This is a genomic window from Xanthomonas sp. LF06-19 (genome assembly GCF_034105425.1).
Classification (GTDB): Bacteria; Pseudomonadota; Gammaproteobacteria; order Xanthomonadales; family Xanthomonadaceae; genus Xanthomonas_A; species Xanthomonas_A sontii.
This window is the reverse complement of record NZ_JAXGGH010000002.1, coordinates 184,874-204,090: the sequence shown is the minus strand read 5'-3', so window position 1 is coordinate 204,090 and position 19,217 is coordinate 184,874. Positions and strand designations below refer to the sequence as shown.

At 61.7% G+C, this 19,217-nt stretch carries 17 protein-coding genes; 14 read left to right on the top strand and 3 right to left on the bottom strand.

The features are described from left to right. Positions 1-46: 46 nt before the first annotated feature. Both aceE and SLW55_RS04885 read left to right on the top strand, forming a co-directional pair. Positions 47-2,737, top strand: coding sequence for a pyruvate dehydrogenase (acetyl-transferring), homodimeric type (gene aceE, locus SLW55_RS04890; protein WP_017915609.1), 2,691 nt, complete (start codon positions 47-49; stop codon positions 2,735-2,737). A gap of 227 nt (positions 2,738-2,964) precedes the next feature. Next, positions 2,965-4,089, top strand: coding sequence for a hypothetical protein (locus SLW55_RS04885; protein ID WP_320744747.1), 1,125 nt, complete (start codon positions 2,965-2,967; stop codon positions 4,087-4,089). Here SLW55_RS04885 and SLW55_RS04880 read toward each other — a convergent pair. Continuing rightward, on the bottom strand, positions 4,079-4,528 hold the full coding sequence (locus SLW55_RS04880; protein ID WP_320744746.1) for a hypothetical protein: 450 nt from the start codon (positions 4,526-4,528) through the stop codon (positions 4,079-4,081). The two genes, SLW55_RS04885 and SLW55_RS04880, sit on opposite strands and share 11 nt — an antisense overlap. Beyond that, positions 4,518-6,362, bottom strand: coding sequence for a Z1 domain-containing protein (locus tag SLW55_RS04875; RefSeq protein WP_320744744.1), 1,845 nt, complete (start codon positions 6,360-6,362; stop codon positions 4,518-4,520). The genes SLW55_RS04880 and SLW55_RS04875 overlap by 11 nt, the downstream gene beginning before the upstream one ends. Positions 6,363-6,941: 579 nt before the next feature. Between SLW55_RS04875 and SLW55_RS04870 the strand changes: the two genes are divergently transcribed. The 10 genes from SLW55_RS04870 (at position 6,942) to SLW55_RS04825 (ending at position 15,871) form a co-directional block, all read left to right on the top strand. Beyond that, on the top strand, positions 6,942-7,541 hold the full coding sequence (locus tag SLW55_RS04870) for a hypothetical protein (protein WP_320744742.1): 600 nt from the start codon (positions 6,942-6,944) through the stop codon (positions 7,539-7,541). Positions 7,542-7,704: 163 nt separating this feature from the next. After that, positions 7,705-8,358, top strand: a complete 654-nt coding sequence (locus SLW55_RS04865; protein ID WP_295931928.1) for a hypothetical protein — start codon at positions 7,705-7,707, stop codon at positions 8,356-8,358. Between the two features lie 110 nt (positions 8,359-8,468). Next, the gene (locus tag SLW55_RS04860) at positions 8,469-9,368 is read left to right on the top strand and encodes an XVIPCD domain-containing protein (RefSeq protein WP_320744740.1); all 900 of its coding nucleotides are present in this window, start codon (positions 8,469-8,471) and stop codon (positions 9,366-9,368) included. Positions 9,369-9,772: 404 nt separating this feature from the next. Next, positions 9,773-10,225 carry a hypothetical protein gene (locus SLW55_RS04855; RefSeq protein WP_320744738.1) on the top strand — a complete coding sequence of 151 codons (453 nt, stop codon included), beginning with the start codon at positions 9,773-9,775 and terminating at the stop codon, positions 10,223-10,225. Further along, on the top strand, positions 10,216-11,451 hold the full coding sequence (locus SLW55_RS04850) for a S41 family peptidase (RefSeq protein WP_320744737.1): 1,236 nt from the start codon (positions 10,216-10,218) through the stop codon (positions 11,449-11,451). Before SLW55_RS04855 ends, SLW55_RS04850 begins: the two co-directional genes overlap by 10 nt. Next, positions 11,430-12,278 (top strand): hypothetical protein, encoded by an 849-nt coding sequence (locus tag SLW55_RS04845; protein ID WP_320744735.1) that lies wholly within the window; start codon positions 11,430-11,432, stop codon positions 12,276-12,278. Before SLW55_RS04850 ends, SLW55_RS04845 begins: the two co-directional genes overlap by 22 nt. A gap of 321 nt (positions 12,279-12,599) precedes the next feature. Further along, positions 12,600-12,896 (top strand): hypothetical protein, encoded by a 297-nt coding sequence (locus SLW55_RS04840; protein WP_320744733.1) that lies wholly within the window; start codon positions 12,600-12,602, stop codon positions 12,894-12,896. A gap of 64 nt (positions 12,897-12,960) precedes the next feature. After that, a complete protein-coding gene (locus tag SLW55_RS04835; protein WP_320744731.1) occupies positions 12,961-13,836 on the top strand; it encodes a hypothetical protein in 876 nt (291 codons plus the stop codon). Positions 13,837-14,021: 185 nt separating this feature from the next. Then, a complete protein-coding gene (locus SLW55_RS04830) occupies positions 14,022-14,801 on the top strand; it encodes an SPFH domain-containing protein (RefSeq protein WP_017907998.1) in 780 nt (259 codons plus the stop codon). Between the two features lie 149 nt (positions 14,802-14,950). Next, positions 14,951-15,871: a hypothetical protein gene (locus SLW55_RS04825; RefSeq protein ID WP_267116611.1), complete on the top strand. Its 921-nt coding sequence runs from the start codon at positions 14,951-14,953 to the stop codon at positions 15,869-15,871. Between the two features lie 172 nt (positions 15,872-16,043). On the opposite strand, the gene SLW55_RS04820 is transcribed toward SLW55_RS04825, so the two are convergent. Further along, positions 16,044-17,012 (bottom strand): alpha/beta hydrolase-fold protein, encoded by a 969-nt coding sequence (locus SLW55_RS04820; protein ID WP_284468868.1) that lies wholly within the window; start codon positions 17,010-17,012, stop codon positions 16,044-16,046. A 222-nt stretch (positions 17,013-17,234) separates the two neighbouring features. On the opposite strand from SLW55_RS04820, the gene SLW55_RS04815 reads away from it, so the two are divergent. Then, on the top strand, positions 17,235-18,044 hold the full coding sequence (locus SLW55_RS04815) for a hypothetical protein (protein WP_320744728.1): 810 nt from the start codon (positions 17,235-17,237) through the stop codon (positions 18,042-18,044). 124 nt (positions 18,045-18,168) lie between these two features. Then, complete coding sequence (locus SLW55_RS04810; RefSeq protein WP_320744726.1) at positions 18,169-19,137, top strand: polysaccharide deacetylase family protein; 969 nt, start codon at positions 18,169-18,171, stop codon at positions 19,135-19,137. The last annotated feature ends 80 nt before the right edge of the window (positions 19,138-19,217 follow it).

Genomic DNA, 19,217 nt, shown 5'->3' with positions numbered 1-19,217 from the left:
GAAAACACATGCCATCGCGCGCGTGCGTGCGACCTACGGGAGCGTTATGAACTGGTTGAACGAGGTGCTGCAGAACGATCCGAATCCCACTGAAACCCAGGAGTGGATCGAATCGCTCAAGGCCGTCATCGATGTCGCAGGCCCCGAGCGTGCGCATCAGCTGCTGGAGGACATGGTCGAGCTGACCCGTCGTTCCGGCGCCTACCTGCCGTTCTCGCCGACCACCGAGTACGTCAACACCATCGCCCCCGCCAACGAGGCCAAGAGCCCGGGCGACGCGGCCATCGAGTGGAAGATCCGCTCGATCATCCGCTGGAACGCGATGGCCACCGTGGTCCGCGCCAACCGTAAGCCGGGCGACCTGGGCGGCCACATCGCCTCCTTCGCCTCCAGCGCCACCCTGTACGACGTGGGCTTCAACCACTTCTGGCGCGCGCCCTCGGACAAGCACCCCGGCGACCTGCTGTACATCCAGGGCCACAGCTCCCCCGGCATCTACGCCCGCGCCTTCCTGGAAGGCCGCATCAGCGAAGACCAGCTCAACAACTTCCGCATGGAAGTGGACGGGCAGGGCATCTCCTCCTATCCGCACCCGTGGCTGATGCCGGACTTCTGGCAGACCCCCACCGTGTCGATGGGCCTGGGCCCGCTCAGCGCCATCTACCAGGCGCAGTTCATGAAGTACCTCGAACACCGCGGCCTGATCGAGAAGTCCGACCGCAAGGTGTGGTGCTTCATCGGCGACGGCGAGAGCGACGAACCCGAGACCCTGGGCGCCATCGCCCTGGCCGGCCGCGAAGGCCTGGACAACCTCATCTTCGTGGTCAACTGCAACCTGCAGCGCCTGGACGGCCCGGTGCGCGGCAACGGCAAGATCATCCAGGAGCTGGAAGGCGTGTTCCGCGGCGGCGGCTGGAACGTCATCAAGCTGCTGTGGGGCGGCTACTGGGACGCCCTGCTGGCCAAGGACACCAACGGCGTCCTCAAGAAGCTGATGATGGAAACCGTCGACGGCGAGTACCAGAACTGCAAGGCCTTCGGCGGCGCCTATACCCGCGCCAACTTCTTCGGCAAGTACCCGGAGACCGCAGCCATGGTCGCCGGCCTGTCCGACGACGACATCTGGCGCCTGAACCGTGGCGGCCACGATCCGCACAAGGTCTACGCCGCCTACCACCAGGCGGTGAACACCAAGGGCATGCCCACCGTGATCCTGGCCAAGACCGTCAAGGGCTACGGCATGGGCTCGGCCGGCGAGGCGCTGAATCCCACCCACCAGACCAAGAAGCTGGACGACGACGCCGTGCGCGCGTTCCGCGACCGCTTCAACATCCCGCTCAGCGACAAGCAGCTGGCCGACGCCGAGCAGGTGCCGTTCTACCACCCCGGCCCGGACTCGCCGGAAGTGCAGTACCTGCAGGAGCGTCGCGCCGCGATGGGTGGCTACCTGCCGCAGCGCCGCCGCAAGGCCGACCTGTCCATCCCGGCCCCGGGCCTGGACAAGTTCGAGCGCCTGCTCAAGGACAGCGGCGAGCGCACCTACTCCACCACCATGGCCTTTGTGCAGAGCCTCAACATCGCCCTGCGCGACAAGGAACTGGGACCGCGCATCGTGCCGATCGTGGCCGACGAAGCGCGCACCTTCGGCATGGAAGGCATGTTCCGGCAGATCGGCATCTATGCCCCGTTCGGCCAGAAGTACAAGCCGGTGGACGCCGACCAACTGATGTTCTACCGCGAGGACCAGTCCGGCCAGGTGCTGCAGCAGGGCATCAGCGAGCCGGGCGCGATCTCCTCGTGGCTGGCCGCCGGCACCAGCTACTCGGTCAGCAACGTACCGATGCTGCCGTTCTACATCTACTACTCCATGTTCGGCTTCCAGCGCGTGGGCGACATCGCCTGGCAGGCGGCGGACATGCGCACCCGCGGCTTCCTGCTCGGCGGCACCGCCGGCCGCACCACGCTCAACGGTGAAGGCCTGCAGCACGAAGACGGCTTCAGCCAGGTCATCGCCGGCTCCATCCCCAACGTGCGCAGCTACGACCCCACCTTCGGCTACGAAGTCACCGTGGTCATGCAGTACGGCATCCAGCGGATGATGCAGGAGCAGGTGGACGAGTACTACTACATCACCCTGATGAACGAGAACTACGCCCACCCGGAAATGCCGGCGGGCGCGGAAGACGGCATCATCAAGGGCATGTACCTGCTCAAGGACGCCGGCAAGCCCAAGAAGGGCGAACTGCGCGTGCAGCTGCTGGGCTCGGGCACCATCCTGCGCGAAGCCATCGCCGCCGCCGAGCTGCTGGACAAGGATTTCGGCGTCACCGCCGACATCTGGTCCTGCCCCAGCTTCAACGAACTGCGCCGCGACGGCTTCGACGCCGAGCGCTGGAACCGCCTGCACCCGGAAGGCGAACAGCGCAAGCCGTTCGTCACCCAGCTGCTGGAAGGCCGCCAAGGCCCGGCCATCGCCGCCACGGACTACGTGCGCGCCTTCGCCGACCAGATCCGCGCCTTCGTGCCGATGCACTACACCGTGCTGGGCACCGACGGCTTCGGCCGCTCGGACACGCGTGCCAACCTGCGCCGGTTCTTCGAGGTCGATCGGTACTACATCGCGCATGCGGCCATTGCGGCGTTGGCGAAGGAGGGGAAGATGACCGGCAAGGATGTGGCTCGGGCGATCAAGCAGTACAAGATCGATCCGGAGAAGGCTAATCCGGTTGGGGTTTGACGTTCCGATTGATCTTAGGTGAGATTAAAAGAGGGGCCGACTGGCCCCTCTTTTTTTAAGATGAAGGGCTAAGACTATCAATTCGACGACTGAGCTGATTATTTTTTGTGTGTGTGCACATGGTTCTGTGTAAGACTGGTAGTCGCGCCGAGCTCTCTTAAGGATAAAGACAAATGCGGCCAATACATCCATTTCCGGCCCGGATGGCGCCTGAAACAATTTCGGAGATGCTTGACAGGTTGCCAATAGGTGCAAAGATACTTGATCCAATGTGCGGTTCAGGCGTGGTGTTGCGTCAGGCTGGTCATCGAGGTCATTATGCTGTAGGCATTGATGTTGATCCGCTTGCAGTTTTGATGAGTCGAGTTTGGACTAGTCGTGTTGATCATCTGGCGGTTACAGATGTCGCAGCAGACGTGGTTGCAATGGCAAAGCGAAGTAGATTGACGCCTATTGGGCTAACGCAGGTTGGGGCTTGCCCCGAGACACAGCAGTTCATCAACTACTGGTTCGCTGAAAAACAACAGAATCAACTTGCTAGGCTAAGCGGCGCCATTGCGCGCCTCGCCCCCCCATCATCGATTCGCGATTTGCTTCATTTGGCGCTTAGCAGAACGATAGTAACGAAGCATGTCGGCGCTTCTCTAGCCTGGGATGTATCGCACAGTCGCCCCCATCGCATGCGTTTAGAGAATGACTATAACGTTTTCTCTGGATTTGAGTCTTCAGTACGGGCGATCTTGGCAAGACTCGTTGAACAGCCAAATGGAAAAATCTGTGTCAAACGTGGGGATTGCCGGGATCTGAAGGATCTCGTCAAAGAGAAGTTTGATGCAGTTGTAACATCTCCACCGTATTTGAATGCGATTGATTATCTTCGTGGGCACAAGCTTGCGCTCGTTTGGCTTGGCTACACGATACCGGAGCTCCGAAACATTCGATCTGGCAGTATTGGAACTGAGAAATCGGGGTCTACACGGCATCAAAGGACTCCAGATTACCCAGGTTTAGAAGCACTAGTGCCCGGTATCTCTAAACTCCCTATTCGCCAAAAGTCAATTGTTAATAAATATGCCCACGATGCGGAAGATATTTTGAAAGAGTTACAGAAAGTGGTTGTGCCAGGTGGGAAGCTTGTGTTGGTACTGGCAGACTCAGTAGTGCGTGGGGTTGAGGTGCCTAGTTCAAAAATATTTTCTGATATTGCATGCCGCTTTGGATTTAAAGCCATTGGAAAAGTTGTTCGCGAAATTCCTGCAGCCAAGCGATATTTGCCTATAGCAGCTGAGACAAGTTCTTTGGCGCGGAGGATGCGCTACGAAAGTGTAGAAACGTTTACTGTCATGGATTGATACCTAAAGCCTCTTTTAAGCTTATTAAATTGGAGTCATACTTCTTTGGGAGCTCTCCTTTGGGGCCGTAAAGACGATATTTCTTTCTTTTTCCCCGGTCTGCTCTTATCCATAGAGAGCCTGATGGCGCTATATTGTTGATGATGGTTTGTAAGTCGACTGCTATTAATCCATCTTGCCTGCATATTAGAACGAGGAAGCTTTTCTCATATTTCTCCTTAAGTAATGTTATTGATTTTATGTTGTCCGGTGTGAATCCAAAGTGCCACGGGCGAAGTCGCTGTGTTGCATGCTTCAAATACAATGCAATATGGTTATTGATAATATATTCAGCCGCCCGGCCACTGGCTTGAGGTGATGTGATTGTTAAGGGATGGCCAGTCCCGCTAACGAGACTGGCTAGAACTGCACCGTGATATAGATGGTAATCAGGAATCATGTGCCAGATTTTTGATGAAGCTAATGTTGCCCTTGAACTTATAAATTATTCTGGCTTTTGAGCCGTTATGAACAACAAAAAGATGATGAATTGCGGAGCCGCCTTTCGCTAACTGTGGGTTGCCGATAAAGCCTCTTCTTCTGCTGACATTTGCAACGACGTCTGGATCCGCATAGCCGCTAATATCAATGGGGGGGTGAACGTAGACAGCCTGTGGGGTGCCTTCTGTTGATCTATCGATGTAGCGAACAAGATACGAAGGTAGATTTTTCTCTCCAACCAGCGCGGCCAGGGCATACATGCGGTCCTTTCCTGCGCCAAACTCAATGGAGGAAGACTCAGGGAAATCAAAGAGGTCAAATGCCATTTCAGCTCTGTCAATATCGACAGTTGACTGGTCAATACTGGCGCTTGCAGCTGGAGCTATCCGGTGATCGCCAATCCATACCAATGCCCCCTGACCTTCTCGAATAGCACTGAGAGCCAACTTGTGAAACATGAAGCAGCGATGCCAATCAACATACAATGATTGAGGCATCGTTAGTTCAAAGAATTCTAGATAAGCCCCGCGACTTCCAAACATTCTTGCGCGCTGAATGTATGTGTCTTGTTGAATTTTGTGTTTAACATCTCGAGTGAAAAACATCGAGAGAAGATTGTTCAGTGTGACGCCTCTGGAGACGATATTCCCGCCAATAATTATAGTGAAGAGGCTTTGAGGATCGGTCGCCGCGCCAGAGTTATTCTTCCAATCTCGCTCACTGTTCAGCACCACAAGCGCGTGCCGGGGAGCATTCTCAAGAACGTAAGTAGTGATCTCATCGGGGTCAAAATCAGGATAGCGCTCGTTTGCAAGTGTCCAAATCGCTTCGGCGTACTTCGAGAAATTTTGGCTCGTTCGATCTGAGAGATCTTCTATGGCACTATGTATTCGAGACCAATCTCCCTTGTGATCAATCTTTTTGCCACTCGTATGCAGTAAGAAGGAGTAGTTTTGCTCGCCGTGATTAATGTGCAGATTTAAATGTGCGGCATTAACGAGGAAGCTGAATAATGCCTGCCTTACGTATTTTGGATCATCACCTGCATCTGGCAAGAGCGTGCGTTGATACTTGATTGGGCCGCTTTCTGGAAAGAAAACGTCCTGGCCTGTGTAGCGGGAGTGAGTTGGGAAATCAACCCATACATGGCTGTCATTGGAAAAAGTATTATTGAGGTCTAGTCGCGCGGGCGTAGCAGTGACGCCTATATAAATGCCTTCATCACCAAGTATATTGGTAATCAATTCATTTATCTTGGTTTTTTCGCCTTTGTTTATTTTACCGTTGGGCGACGCGTAATCTGCTTCGTCATCAATGACGATAGGATTTTTCACGCCATCGATCTTGTCAATCAGCTTTCTAAGATCTGAGCCATTTTTCTTACAGAATATCACATGGCTCTGCCCTTTTATTTTTACGGCGGGATCTAGGACTTCACTGAAATTCTTCGCTGCCGGTGAAAGTCCTGAAGTCTTAAAGCGTCCTAGATTTTGGCCAAGAAGATCAACGCTATCATTAAGAAGATGAATTATTAACTGATATCCTTCATCCAAAAGCTTCGCCGTCAAGCAAATCATCATCTCAGTCTTCCCACTTTGTGGTTCTCCATAGATAACAAAGGAATTAGAGTGAGATTGAAGATTGTTGTATGCTCCACGTACCGCTGATTCGATTGAGGTAACTTCCTTTCCGCTTTTGCGGAGGCGGGCTAATTGGCGCTCGTATTGTTTTGAACTGGAATCTTGCTTCTTGTTAAACTTCGTGGGGTCAAAAAACCTGCCTGTGCTTGCCATTGCCTGCTCCATCCATGATAAATTTTGGGGAAGTTGATTTGTAAAGTTAAGAGCGAAATTTAAAATCTATTTCCTTTGGAATGGTCGCTAATTTACTTTTGTGTGTCGAGATATAACAGAGTTTTAGATTTCCTGGAAGCCCTCTGGGAATTATCGAAGTTAGGCATGGTGCCGCCGCCGCGTATGCATGTTCGAGCGCCGCCACCGATCAAGCAACATGTTTGCGGCGCGATGGTGATCTAATGGCACCAGTATTCCGCAGACGTGCTGCGCGCGCTAGAGGGATAACTTGATCGCGAAATGTCTACAATTTGCTATTGACGAGTACAATCGGTGCGTTGCACTGTTGCTAAAGGAGCGTCGAAACTCCTCACAGAGCGGTACCCACCTCCGACAAACCGGTGGGTTTTTTGTGCCTGATGCTCGGGCGCAAGCCGACGCGATGCCTGCGTCGGGAGGGCGGCTAATACAACACCCTTCGGGGGAATATGCCCGCCGGCTCTGTGCGGTTTCGAACCTCCCGACTTCCCGTCCGCCATGCGTGGCGGCCGGACCCCTTCATGGAACGAGGAGGCAACGATGGCGCACGACCGTTTGGACGACGACGACATGCCCGGCTATTTCCTGCCGGAGGACAGCCAGTTCCGGCTGGCGAAGCTGCGTGATCACGTGAGGTTCTTGGTCCGGCTTGCGCAGCCGCGTACGCCGGACGAGGAGCGCGCCGCCGAACCCAAGGTACGCATGGGCGAACTGGCGCTCTGCCTGGAGCTGCTGGCCGAGCAAGTGGACCTGGTGCTGGGCGCGCTGTCCTATCCCGCCCAGCGGACCGACACGACCCGTGGCACTTGGTCCGATGCCACTGTCCAGGCAGCAGCGGATGCTGGCAGCGGCACGTTCCGCGTGACGCAGCAGCAGATCGACAGGCTCACACAACTGGCCGAGACCGTCTCCGCCAATGCCCGGATGGTGGTGGCTGGCGATGCGGCCGAGCGTGCCGGCCAGACGTTGCCGGAAGTGGGCAGCACGCTCTGTGCCGCGGCGAACGATGTGCGTGAACTGCTGCTGCAGATCGCACACCAGCCGCTGCGCGAACCGGCGTCGAACCGAATCCGCGAAGAGCGGGCGGTCTATGCGTTGGAATCCGAGGCGCCGCCTGCGGGAGGCGGATGGCTACATTGATCCTGGCTACATTGGCGTGGCGCGGGCGCTTTGTAAGACAAGGTCTGCCCAACGCCGTTGGACCGAACAGGGTGCAGCGAGCGTCCGCGTGCGCGACGGCATACTCGCGCCGACTTGCCGGCCGGACTATTCTCTAGCGCAAGAGAATCGAAGCGAGCGTGTCATGCTGACAGCGAAGCACCTGATCGGCATCCTCTTCATTGCCGCGACGCTGCAATTGACAGGATGCCAGGCTGACTCGGCTCAGCCCCCAGCGCCGGACCGAGCGCCGCATGCCAAGGAGGAATCTGTAATGAGAACCACCGTGCCGTTGGTCAGGCCGCTGAGCCCGCAAGTGTTGGCTGATGCCATCACGCTGGATTTCGATGTTCCCGCCCAGGCCGATGATCCGGAACCGCCTATCTTCATTGGGGTGAGGGTAACGGCCCCGGATGCTGAGGCTGCACTGTCCACAGTGGACCGCTTACGCGACGCCGGCGTCACCGCGCAGGTCCATCTCTCTCGGTTGACGGCGGCAGGCGAGGAGCCCGTGGTATTGCAGCGGAGCGAACTGGTTGGGCGCACCGAGTACCAGACGGTAGCATTGGACCGCGACGGGCATGTGCCAGGTCTCCTCAAGGCGAATGCAGATGAGCCGACGATGCGCACCGCTGGATTGATCGCGCCAGGTGCTACTTATCGTGAAATGGATCTGGCCTTTGTTCGCGATACACCGCCTGGTCGCTACCGGGTGTCCGTTCGCTTCGGGGGCAATGTTCGTGCCTTGGAAGAGACACACCCGGAACTGCTGGTTGCCTTCACCGCCAAGGCGCAATAGGGAGGCGTAGCACCATGAGCGAGCCTACACCGCGGTACACGGTCACTGTCTATCTGGCTGCCCCCGGCACACCGTTGACGTTATCCGGCGGAACGTCTGCGGCGGGACACATGTATTACACGCTTTCCGATGGAAAGCAGGTTGATAGCTACGGCTTTGCGCCTGTCGAACACGGAAGCTCCAGTGGTCAGGGCAAGGTGTACGACAGGGATCTGCGGGATTACAAGGATCCCTACTACAGCCGCACCATGGAAATCAGCCGGGAGCAGTACGACCGGCTGCGCGCCTTTGGCGACGCACCGCAAAAGCACGGCTTCGATATGAAGTACAGCGGTACGACGAACAGTTGCATCGACTTCACCTGGGGCGCGCTCAACTACGCCGGGCTGCACCGTCGAGATCGCCATGGCGCCATCGATGAAAAGTTCGAAGGCGACCTCAAGCCGCTGAGCAACAAGGACGACGTTCAAAGCATCCCCGCGCCAAAGCCGGGAAGCGAACTCAACAAAGAGCATCACAATCCGATGCCGAAGCAGACCATCCTGCAGAAGGTCATCACCGAGAATGGGACGCAAGGCGAGCAGCGCGCGTCCGGGAGGCTCGCCGGTGCAGGGCCTGAGTTACCACGCGACCCATTGCTGCAGCAGGCGGAGTCCGCGGTGGTGAAGTTGGAGCAAGGCTTGGGGCGGGATTACGACGGCAACAGCGCCAAGTTGGCGGCAAGTGCCGCATACCTTGCAAAAGAAAGCGGCCTCTCCCGTATCGACCACGTGGTACTCAGCCAGGACTCGCGCAATGTGCGGGCAGGCGAGAACCTGTTCGTTGTCCAGGGAGCGCTGAACGACCCCGCACACCTGCGTGCGCACATGCGGACCGAGGATGCGCTGCGCAAGCCGGTTGAGGAGACGCTGGCGCAGCTGCAGTCGTTGAACGAGGCGCAACGCCAGAACCTGGCACAAGGTGTGGAGCAGCGGGACCAGATCCAGGCCCGACCACATCAGATGGGATAGCCTGCCTGCGCTATCAGCACCCGATTAGTGCCGCGGTCCTGTAAAGGTTCGGCTGCGAGCCGCACTTACTGCTGCATTGCGCCTTCGCGGCACAGGCCGATGTTGGTTCTCGCTGCGTGCACGATGGCCAGGTGGCGGTCCGCCAACATTGGCGTCTAGGAATCAGGCGCTCAATCGTCTGGCGCTGGATGCGCCAGGGGCGCGATGCCGGTAGTGGATTGCAGTTCACCCCTGGCGACGAACCGGGCGAAGGAGAGCGCGGCTCATGACAGGCTCTTGTCCCTTGGTCGCCGCAGCGGCCCAGCGTCGTCCAGATGCTTGCGCGCGCCAGATGCCCGATACTGCAGCCTGCGATTCAAACGCTCGAGCGCGAGGGTGCGATGCGAAGCTACGGATGGGGTGCGTTGTTGTGGTTGCTGCTGTTGCCGTCGGTGGGGGCGGCGGAAACGCCGGCCGATCAGGCCTATGCACGCGCTACCGCTTTCCGCGACCGGGCCAGTCAGCTCAGCGAGCACGGTGCCAAGAGCACGCGTGAGGACCTGCTGCAGGCACGCGATGCCCTGCAGCAGGGCTTGCAGTATCTCGACGATCCGACGGTCGCAGCGCTCGCCGAGGGCAGCAAGACGCTGCGCTTCCGCCGCCTGAACCTGCTGGGCGATCTGGTGCGGGTGCAGGTGTGGCTCGGCGACCGCGACGCGGCGGTGGCGGCCTGGCGCGCTTTGGACGCGATGTCCTGGCATGAGGGGCTGATCGACTTCGTGGTGGACAAGGACCCGGCGACGGCGGCGTTGCTGGACGATCCGCGCCTGGCCGAGGTAAGGCGCCCTCGATCGCGGTGCCTCACGCCGTGCAGCTGACCGAAGCCCAGCGCGTGGCCGGGTTGTCGCAGGTGTGGATGGCCGCGCGCGAGCGCTTCGTCTGGTTCGACCACGTTCCCGACCTGGACTGGGACCGCCTGTACCTGGAGACGCTGCCGCTGGCCCAGCGCGCGGCGGATACCGACGCCTACTACCGCGTGCTGGCGCGCTTCCTGGCGCAGTTGCACGACGGACACACCGGGATCCTGCCGCCCAAGGAGCTGGAGGACCATTGGTATGCCCGTCCCGGGCTGCGGACGGCCTGGCTGGACGGGGAGGTGGTGGTGACCTCGGTCAGTGATGCCGCGCTGCGCCGCCAAGGGGTGGCACGCGGTGACCGCATCCTCGCGATCGACGGCGAGCCGGTGGAGCAGTACGCGCAGCGGGTGGTGCGTCCGCAGCTCAGCAGTTCCACCCCGCAAGACCTGCAATTGCGCATGTATACCTACGCCTTGCTGGCCGGCGATGCCGCCACCCCGGTGCGGCTGTCGGTGGAGCACGCTGACGGGCACCGCAGCGAGGTGCGTGCCGACCGAAGCGGCTACGCCACGATGAAGATGCCGGAGGCGCCGCTGCTGCGCATTCGCCGCGATGGCGTGGCGGTGCTGCGTGTGTCGCAGTTGGAGAACGATGCCAGCCTGCAGGCGCTCAAGCAGGCACTGCCGCGCGTGCGTACCGCGCGCGGACTGGTCCTGGACCTGCGCGGCAATGGTGGCGGCAACACGTGGTTCGGCTTGCAGATCCTGCGCTATATCGCCGCGGCACCGTTGCCATCGCTGCGCTCTGTCGAGCGCGACAACGGCTCGTCGCTGGCGCAGGCACGCGGGGCCAGGCTGATCGAGTGGCGGCCGGTGCAACAAGAGCCGGTGGCACCCGAACCGAACGCCTATTCCGGCCCGGTGGCGATGCTGGTGGACGCGGGCACGTTCTCCGCCGGCGAGGACACGGCGGCGGTGTTCCGGCTGATGCGGCGCGGCCCATTGGTGGGGCAGGCGACAGGCGGGAGCACCGGCCAGCCGTTGCTGCTGACCCTGCCCGGCGGCGGTTCGGCGCGGATCTGCGTCAAACGCGACAGCTACCCCGACGGCACCGACTTCGTCGGCGTCGGCGTGCTGCCGGACATCGTGGCCGCACCGACCCGCACCGACCTACGCGACGGCAACGACCCCGTGCTCGAACGCGCGGTGGCGGCGCTGGGCCAGCAGTGGCCATCGACGTCGCGCTGATACGGCATGCGCCGCGTGCGGCGCGGTGGCACGTCTGCGCCATCGCACTGGCCACGGCGCTTTTGCTGTTGCCTGCCTGCACCTCGATCGAGGCGCCACCTGCCAACTTGATCGCCAAAGAGGGCGCGCACGCCACGGCGGTGACCAGGATCGGGCCGGTGTTCGTGGTCAGAACCGTGAGCGTGTTGCCTGGTAGCGCACGCGCGGCCGAAAAGTTCGCTGTCACTGACGAGTGTCGCAGCGGAACGCTGCACGTCGCCTTGCGACGGCAGGAGAGTGCAGAGCCCTATGCTGCGCCGGCCTGTGGTGCAGTGCTGGCGGCACTTCAGTACGCCGTCGCTGCGTCCGACTTGCCCGACCTGGAGTTGAAGCTGACTGTGGATCTGATCAGTCCAGGGCGGCAACTCATTGCCCGCACGTCATCGCTCGCAACAGCGGGCGGGGCTAGCACGCGCTATGCATTCGCACTAGACAAGGAAAGCGACTTGGCCGCCGCGAACGTCGTCTCCACAACGGCACACGAAACATTCCACCTGCTGCGTGGCCTCAGCGGCACGACGTCCGAGATGCAAAAGGAAGAACGCCTGGCTTACACGATGGGCGCATGCGCGCAACTGCAGGCACTGGGATGGGTGAGGAGCAAGGATCTACCATCCATTGCGCTTCCAAAGCGGGCCGAGGGTATTTCTGAAAGCGTCAACGCATCCAACGCTGCGGGAATCTTGGTTGCCAAAGATCTGATGCGGTTCATGCGGGATGGCTTGGTGACCAGGGACTCGGCCGAAGGGCGCGGGATGGCGCACTTCTGCCAGACGGCCCCTGAGTGAGCCAAAAGCGGCCCTTGGCAGGCCAGGTCAAGCTGGTGGAGATGGACAGTGCTCCACGCGCTCGGCTACGTTTTAGGGGGAGGTAAGCCAGACCTGCCATTTCACAGCCGCCGGGGCATCAGGGAGGGAGCGATGGCGAGATTTTGCTGTTGGCGGGGACTGTTCGCCTTCTTGTTGACCGGATGTGCCAGTGCCCCTGCCGGCGACGTGGTGGCAGCAGTGTCTGGAGACGCAATCTGTAGGCAAGCCGCCGATTGGGGTAGTGGGGGATCGTTGTCCGCGCAGCAGATCACGCCAACGATCATAGGGAACGAGGTGGGGGTGACCTATCATTTCGACCTGAGAGTAACAGGCGGCTTGCGATCGCTCGACGCCAGTTGTGGCTCGGGCAGCTACGCCGAGTGCAACTTCACTGCACATCGGCTGGACGGCAAGGCATACCAGTTCTCCGAGCTCTCTACGTTTGGTCTTTGGCGGGTGCAGGGTCGCCTGTATCTGCTGTATCGCATTGTGTCGCCGAAGAACGACGCAGCGACCCGCAAGCGCCGGTTGGTGGAGTTGGCCGAGCCGCCTGTGGAGATCTGCAATCAGATCGGCGATTACTCGGACCTGATGTAGATGTCCTGCCGGATCGACAGGTTGCCTATGCGCTCTCTCCCCGCTGGATCATCCGGACCACAGGGTGCTGGGCATCAGCGGCCTCTACACCACGCACCTCAGGGAACGGCTTTCGATGCGGGTTGACTCGGTCATGAGGTTGCAGCACAACGTGCGCAGGCGCAGTTTGGCGCATCTGCTGGTCTCCCAATGCATCTGGGTGGCACTCATCTGCACGCAAGCGCTGGCGGCGGATGCACCGCGCCTCTCCGTCGAGGGCATGAACAAGCACAGTGCCACCAATGGGATGGGCTTGTTCCTGACACGTTCTCAGGTCGCGACACAGGGGCACGCGCAGCCTCTGCACTTCAAAAAACGCATCGTCTGCAGCGATCGCCGCATCAAGGTGGCCTTTGCCAAGGGACTGGAGCGCACGCCTGAGCTGGTCTGCCGCGTCGCCTCCGAGGCACTCGCGTTGGTCAGCGCCCAGTCGCACGTGCAGAACATCGCCATCACGTTGCTCGTCGTGCCCAGTCGGGTGAACTACCAGGCGACCTTCTACAGGGTGGGCAGAGGGCCGAAGCTCGTCCTCATCGTGCCGGTGCTGCCGAGCGAAGAGGCGACGCTGGCCAACGTCGCCGATCTGGTGGCACATGAGGGCTTCCACGTGGGCATGTTCGCCGCTGGCGACGTGTCGCTGGCTGGGAACGAGTACGCTGCCTACCTCTATGGGCTGTGCGGGCAACTGGTGGCATTGGGACATCTGGAGCCTTCGGCGCTGCCGGGCTTCGGCATGGCGTCGGACGATCCGCATCTTGTCGATTCATCCGAGAGCGCCGAACGTGTGCGGACCGAGGTGCTTCAGGTCTTTGGCGACCTCCCCATGACGAGGGAAAGCCCCGCCGGTGAGGCGCTGCTCGCACAGTGCCGCGCGATTGCGCCTGCCAGTTCGAAGCACTGAGCCTTACGTCTTCTGGGCTTCAGCTTGCCGGCGTCAGCCTTGAACGCACGACGCGGCGCGAGATGAGTGGCGCCTGCCTGGCGTCGGCAGACCAGCAGATGCCTTGCACCCCTCGATACGCTAGCATCCCCCGCACACGACGGCGCGCGGCGCCGTCCTTCAGGGGGACATCGATGAAATATTCCATGCTGGCCGCGGCCGTGGCGGCCTTGCTGTGCGGCTGTACCGTGGTCTCGCCCGATCCGGGGCAGCAGGCGGTGCTGGTGGACAAGCCGCTGCTGTTCGGCAAGGGCGGCATCCGCCTGGACGACGTGCGCGATCCCGGCCGCACCTACACGTGGATGACGACCTCGGCAGTGTACGTGGACACCACGCCGCAGACGGTACAGGTGGCCTTCGACGACTTCTCGTCCAGCGACAACATCCTGTTGGACTTCTCCACGCAGATCCAATACCGGATCACCGCGCCAGCGCGGCTGCTGTCCGGCTTCGGCCAGGACTGGTTCAAGAACAACGTCGCCAGCCAGTACGCGGCGATCGTGCGCGATCAGGTGAAGCGCTACGACATGACGCGGATGATGAGCGACCCGGACAGTGCACGGAAGATCGACGAGGCGGTGACCGAGAACGTGCGCGCCCTGGTCAAGGAGCAGGGCCTGCCAATCCAGATCCAGAACATCACCCTCGGCCGTGCCCGTCCCAATCCCGACGTGCTGCAGCAGATGAACCTGACCGCGGCGCAGCAGCAGCGGGTCAAGACCCTGGTGGAAGCCACCACCGCCGAGCGCCAGCGCGAGCAGGAGCAGGTGGCCAAGGCCGATGCGGACAATGCCTACCGCAACCGCATGGGCCTGACCCCGGAGCAGTACCTGGCCAGCCAGATCGCCGAGATCAACGCCGAGGCCTGTGCCAAGGCGCAGGCCTGCTACATGGTGCCGTCGGGGACGTCGGTGATCGCCAAGTAGCGCGACGCGGTAGAGGCGGGCCCGGGTGGCCCGCCGTTTGCGGACATCGGTGGTGGCATGCGCGTCGCGAATGCGGCGCGCCGGCGGCGGTTGTCGCGGTGCCGCGGGTCTGCCACTGTGACAGCCGTGTCCTGCGAGGAGATCCGCAGATGGAGCCCGCACAATCCCCAGCGTTGCAGTGCCCGCCGTCAACCCGCCTGTTCGCCTTGCTGGCGCGCGAGGCGCGCATCGGGGTGATCTTCCGCCGCGGGCCGAGCAAGCAGGTGCAGCTTATCCACTGGGATCTGCGCGACGACACGTTCGTGCACGGCCAGTGGTTCAAGGGCCGCATCTACGAGCGGCGTTGCGATCTGTCGCCGTCGGGGCGGCTGCTGGTGTATTTCGCCTCTAAGCAGCGCGGCGACTTCGGCACCTGGACGGCGTTGTCGCGGCCGCCGTTCTTCACTGCGCTGGCGCTGTGGCCGAAGGGCGACTGCTGGGGCGGCGGCGGGATGTTCGAGGACGAGCGGACCTTGTTGTTGAACCACCGGCCACGCGAGGGGCGGGATCCTTTTCCGATGCCGACCGGCTTCCAGTTGCCGCACCATCTGCAGGTGCGGCCGTTCGGCACGCATTCGGGCGGCGGCGAGGACGAGCCGATCGACGGCGTGTTGCGCGAGCGCGATGGCTGGCAGTTGCGCGATGACGGCGAGGGCGAACGTGGCGGGTTGCGCAGCGGCGCATTGTTCCGCTTCAGCCGCCCGCGCGTGCGCGAGAAGCTCGGCGCCAATGGCCGCCGCCTGCAGTCGCTGCTGCATGCGGTCGGCCAGGAAAACCATGCCTGGTATGGCCAGGATCACCGGGTGCTGGACCGCGACGGCACCGTGCTGGTCGACCTGCCGGGCAGCGACTGGGCCGACTGGGACGGCAGCGACCTGGTGTTTGCGCGCGAGGGCGGGCTGTATCGCTTGCGCAAGAGCGACTTCGGCGAGGTGGCGCAGCGGGGGGAGCCGGCCTTCCAGTTGCTGCACGATTTCAGCGGCGCACGCTTCGCGCCATTGGCGCCGACGGCGGATGCGCTCAAGTATTGACCGGCTTTTGCGCGGTGCCTTCAGTAAACCTCTGCGAATACGTGCCGGTAAATGGCGTTGCTTTAGAAGACCTTTAACGGCGGCCGGCCGGCACCTGTAGGAGCGGTTTCAGCCGCGACAACGCCATGTGGAGATGCAGCATCCGCCCGACCGGCGGCGTGCGCGCCGCGCCTCACTGCCGCGGAACACCCAGCAGAAACTTCAAGCCATGGGTGAGCCCGCGCGGCGCAACGCTCAGGTGATCCTCGTCGTCCAACACGTCCAACTGCAGGCGCAGCGACGGATAGTGCCGTCCACGCAAGGTCTGCACCATCTGCTGCGCGTCGGTCACCATGTCGTAGCGCTTGCCGTAGCGGCGCTGTTCGTACTCGCCTACATACACGTAGACCTGTGCCGGAAGATCGCGGTGACTGGAAGCGAAGCGGGCCTCCTCCGCGCGCATGGCATGTTCGCCGAACCAGTACGATGGACTGCCCAGGATGTAGCCGGAAAACAGCTCGGGTGTGCTCAGCAGGATCTGCGTACCGAGCAGGCCGCCGTAGGAATGGCCAAGGAACAGGCGCCGCGCTTCATCGGTGCGATAGTGCTGCGCAACGAAAGGGAGCACTTGACCGCGCAAGTACGCAATGTAGGTGCTGGAACCCCCGTGAGTGGCGCCGGCGGCCGCAACATCGCCGGCCTCGGTGGTGGGCGTGTAGTCGCGGCGACGGCTTGGCATCGGTTCATCGCCGAGTGCATACGACAAGCCGACCAGGATGAAGTCCTCGATAGCCGGACCTTCGCCGTTCAAGCGCCGCGCAATCTGCCGCGCCACCGGAAACGCGTAGTCGGCATCGGTGGCGTACAGCACCGGGTAGCGCCGCTCGGGGTGATCCACATAGCCGGCAGGCAACGCCACGAACACCTGGTAGGTGCGGCCGGACAAGCGATCGGGGACATCCCACACTTCGGTCCCGGCCAGTTCGTACGGCGCACCGCTGCCGCGCTGACCACCGAGCTGCGTCGCTACCGTGCGTGCGGGAGGTGGTGCCGGTTGCGTGGTGGCCTCCTTCGTTGCAGACGCTGCCGCGGGCGCCTGCGCCGTGTTCGTGCACCCGGCGAGCAGCAGGCACGTCCAGACCAGCCAAAGCGGTTTCCTCATTCCGTCATTTCCGTTTGTTCGGGTCCGCGCGCGAGTCGGCGCATCTGCATGGTGCCATGGCGGCGCGAGTGCCGGCGCCTCGCGTGTTCTGCATCGCGCGCGCACCCGTTCCGCGGCGCCCGCGGTCCGTGTCGATTGGACGTGCGAAAAGGAGATTCCGGCGCTGGCGGCTTCCCTCTGCATGAAAGGTAGATTAGGTTGCCTGCACTTGGGGGGAGTCGCATGCGTATCGCGTTGGTCATCGTCGTTGCCGTGGCATCGCTCTGGCTGCTTGCTGCAGGACGTGCTGCGGCGCCGACCGGGCGGCAAGCCCCGATCAGGATCGCCTCGGTCTCGATCCAATACAAATACATGGGGTGGGGGTACGTCGATGAACGTTTCCAATTGGTTCCGGCGCGCAACGGCATGGGGTTTGTCATGCGCTGGACGGATCAGGATGGGGCGAGGCACGCCGAGCAGGTGGTCGCTACGGACAAGGTGATGGCGCTGTTCGCGGCGGCACGCGCGCCTCGCATCGATCGCGCGACCGGGCTGGGCGCGTTGCAGCAGCGGGCGATGGAGCCAGCGACCATCGCCAGAATCCGCAATGCGCTGTTTGTCGATCGGGATTGTCCACCCCTACAACAGCGCCAACTGCGTGCCGCGCAAGTGAATGGAGATGGCGTGAGAGACGCGCTCGAGCGGCTCTATGGCGAAACTATTCCATGGACCGACGATAGCCCGTCCATGACGATCCGCATCGTGCCCGAACGTGGTGCGCCGCTGGTGTTCCATTCGCAGTCGCAGAAGCCGTTCATGCTGGCGTGGATCCACGGTGTGCCTGGGATCCGAAGAGATGAGGCGATGGATGGCCCCAAGGCGACCTGGTCGCTGCCGCTCAGCGATGCGCTTGTGGAAATCCTGCCGGCCCTGTCGCCTGCACGAAAGCGCTTGGCGCGCGAGCAGCTGGTGAGGGTGCTGGCTCGGAACCTGGAACGCCGCTCTCCTTTATCCTGCTCGCAGGATCGTGGCAACGCGCACGCAGGGAGTTGAATCTTCGGTGCCTGGCTCTTGCAGGTGAGTCGGCCAGGCAGGGCGCGCAACCGGCTGACAGGTGCTCCTTGGTGTCGTCCGGATGTGTGCGTATAGACTGGCAACTCCATACTGGGGGCGTCCGATGAGAGTACTTCGCTGCCTGTTGCTGCCGGCCCTGCTGTGCCTCGCCGCATTCGCTCAGGCCCAGGACGACACGCGCCGCATCGCGGTGACCATCGACGACCTGCCGTGGCAGCGCATCGAGCAGACGCCGCCTGCCCAGTTGCCGGCGCTGCATGCGCAGTTGATGGCCTCGCTGCGGCAGGCGCAGGTACCCATCGTCGGCTTCGTCAACGAGGACAAGCTGGAGCAGGACGGTCAAGTGCAGCCGCAACGCGTGGCGATGCTGCGCGACTGGCTGGATGCCGGCTATGCGCTGGGCAACCACACTTACGGCCATGTGAACCTGCACCGGGTGGGCGTGCCGGTGTACGAGGACGCGATCGTGCGTGGCGAGCGTACGTTGCGGCCGTTGCTCACGGAGCGTGGCCAGTCGCTGCAGTGGTTCCGTCATCCGTATCTGGCCACCGGCCGCAGCGTCGCCGACCGTGAGGCGGTCAACGGCTTCCTGGCCGCGCATGGCTACCGCATCGCGCCGGTCACCGTGGACAGCGGCGAGTGGGTCTGGGCGTTCGCCTACGCGCATGTGCTGGACGAGCCGCCCGGCCCGGCGCGCGATGCCATGCTGCTGCGCCTGCGCAAGGGCTATGTGCCGTATATGCTCAACAAGCTGGACTTCTTCGAGCGCGAATCGCAGGCCCTGTTCGGCCGCCGCATCCCGCAGGTGTGGCTGATGCACGCCAACGCGCTCAACGCTGCCGCCTTCCCCGAGCTGGTCGCGGCCACGCGCCGCCGTGGCTACGCATTCATTTCCCTGGATGAAGCGTTGCGCGACCCTGCCTACACCCATGCCGAGGGCTATACTGGCCCCGGCGGGATTAGTTGGCTGCACCGTTGGGCGATGGCTGAGGACAAGCCCAAGGACTTCTATGCTGGTGAACCCGTGGTGCCGCGGTGGGTGTTCGCGCTGGCGGGGGTGGACTCGGAGTAGGTAGCGCATGCAGCTTATCGGCGCTACCGGCAGGCCTTCACTGCTTGCGTACGCGCGGTGGGATCACGATGGCCCGTCTC

Excerpts from the sequence above, each read along its gene's own strand:
- SLW55_RS04815 (WP_320744728.1), top strand. The coding sequence starts at position 17,235 with ATGCGTATCGCGTTGGTCATCGTCGTTGCCGTGGCATCGCTCTGGCTG.
- SLW55_RS04810 (WP_320744726.1), top strand. The coding sequence starts at position 18,169 with ATGAGAGTACTTCGCTGCCTGTTGCTGCCGGCCCTGCTGTGCCTCGCC.
- SLW55_RS04865 (WP_295931928.1), top strand. The coding sequence starts at position 7,705 with ATGCTGACAGCGAAGCACCTGATCGGCATCCTCTTCATTGCCGCGACG.
- SLW55_RS04820 (WP_284468868.1), bottom strand. The coding sequence starts at position 17,012 with ATGAGGAAACCGCTTTGGCTGGTCTGGACGTGCCTGCTGCTCGCCGGG.
- SLW55_RS04860 (WP_320744740.1), top strand. The coding sequence starts at position 8,469 with ATGTATTACACGCTTTCCGATGGAAAGCAGGTTGATAGCTACGGCTTT.
- SLW55_RS04880 (WP_320744746.1), bottom strand. The coding sequence starts at position 4,528 with ATGATTCCTGATTACCATCTATATCACGGTGCAGTTCTAGCCAGTCTC.
- SLW55_RS04870 (WP_320744742.1), top strand. The coding sequence starts at position 6,942 with ATGGCGCACGACCGTTTGGACGACGACGACATGCCCGGCTATTTCCTG.
- aceE (WP_017915609.1), top strand. The coding sequence starts at position 47 with ATGAACTGGTTGAACGAGGTGCTGCAGAACGATCCGAATCCCACTGAA.
- SLW55_RS04825 (WP_267116611.1), top strand. The coding sequence starts at position 14,951 with ATGGAGCCCGCACAATCCCCAGCGTTGCAGTGCCCGCCGTCAACCCGC.
- SLW55_RS04875 (WP_320744744.1), bottom strand. The coding sequence starts at position 6,362 with ATGGCAAGCACAGGCAGGTTTTTTGACCCCACGAAGTTTAACAAGAAG.
- SLW55_RS04885 (WP_320744747.1), top strand. The coding sequence starts at position 2,965 with ATGCTTGACAGGTTGCCAATAGGTGCAAAGATACTTGATCCAATGTGC.
- SLW55_RS04830 (WP_017907998.1), top strand. The coding sequence starts at position 14,022 with ATGCTGGCCGCGGCCGTGGCGGCCTTGCTGTGCGGCTGTACCGTGGTC.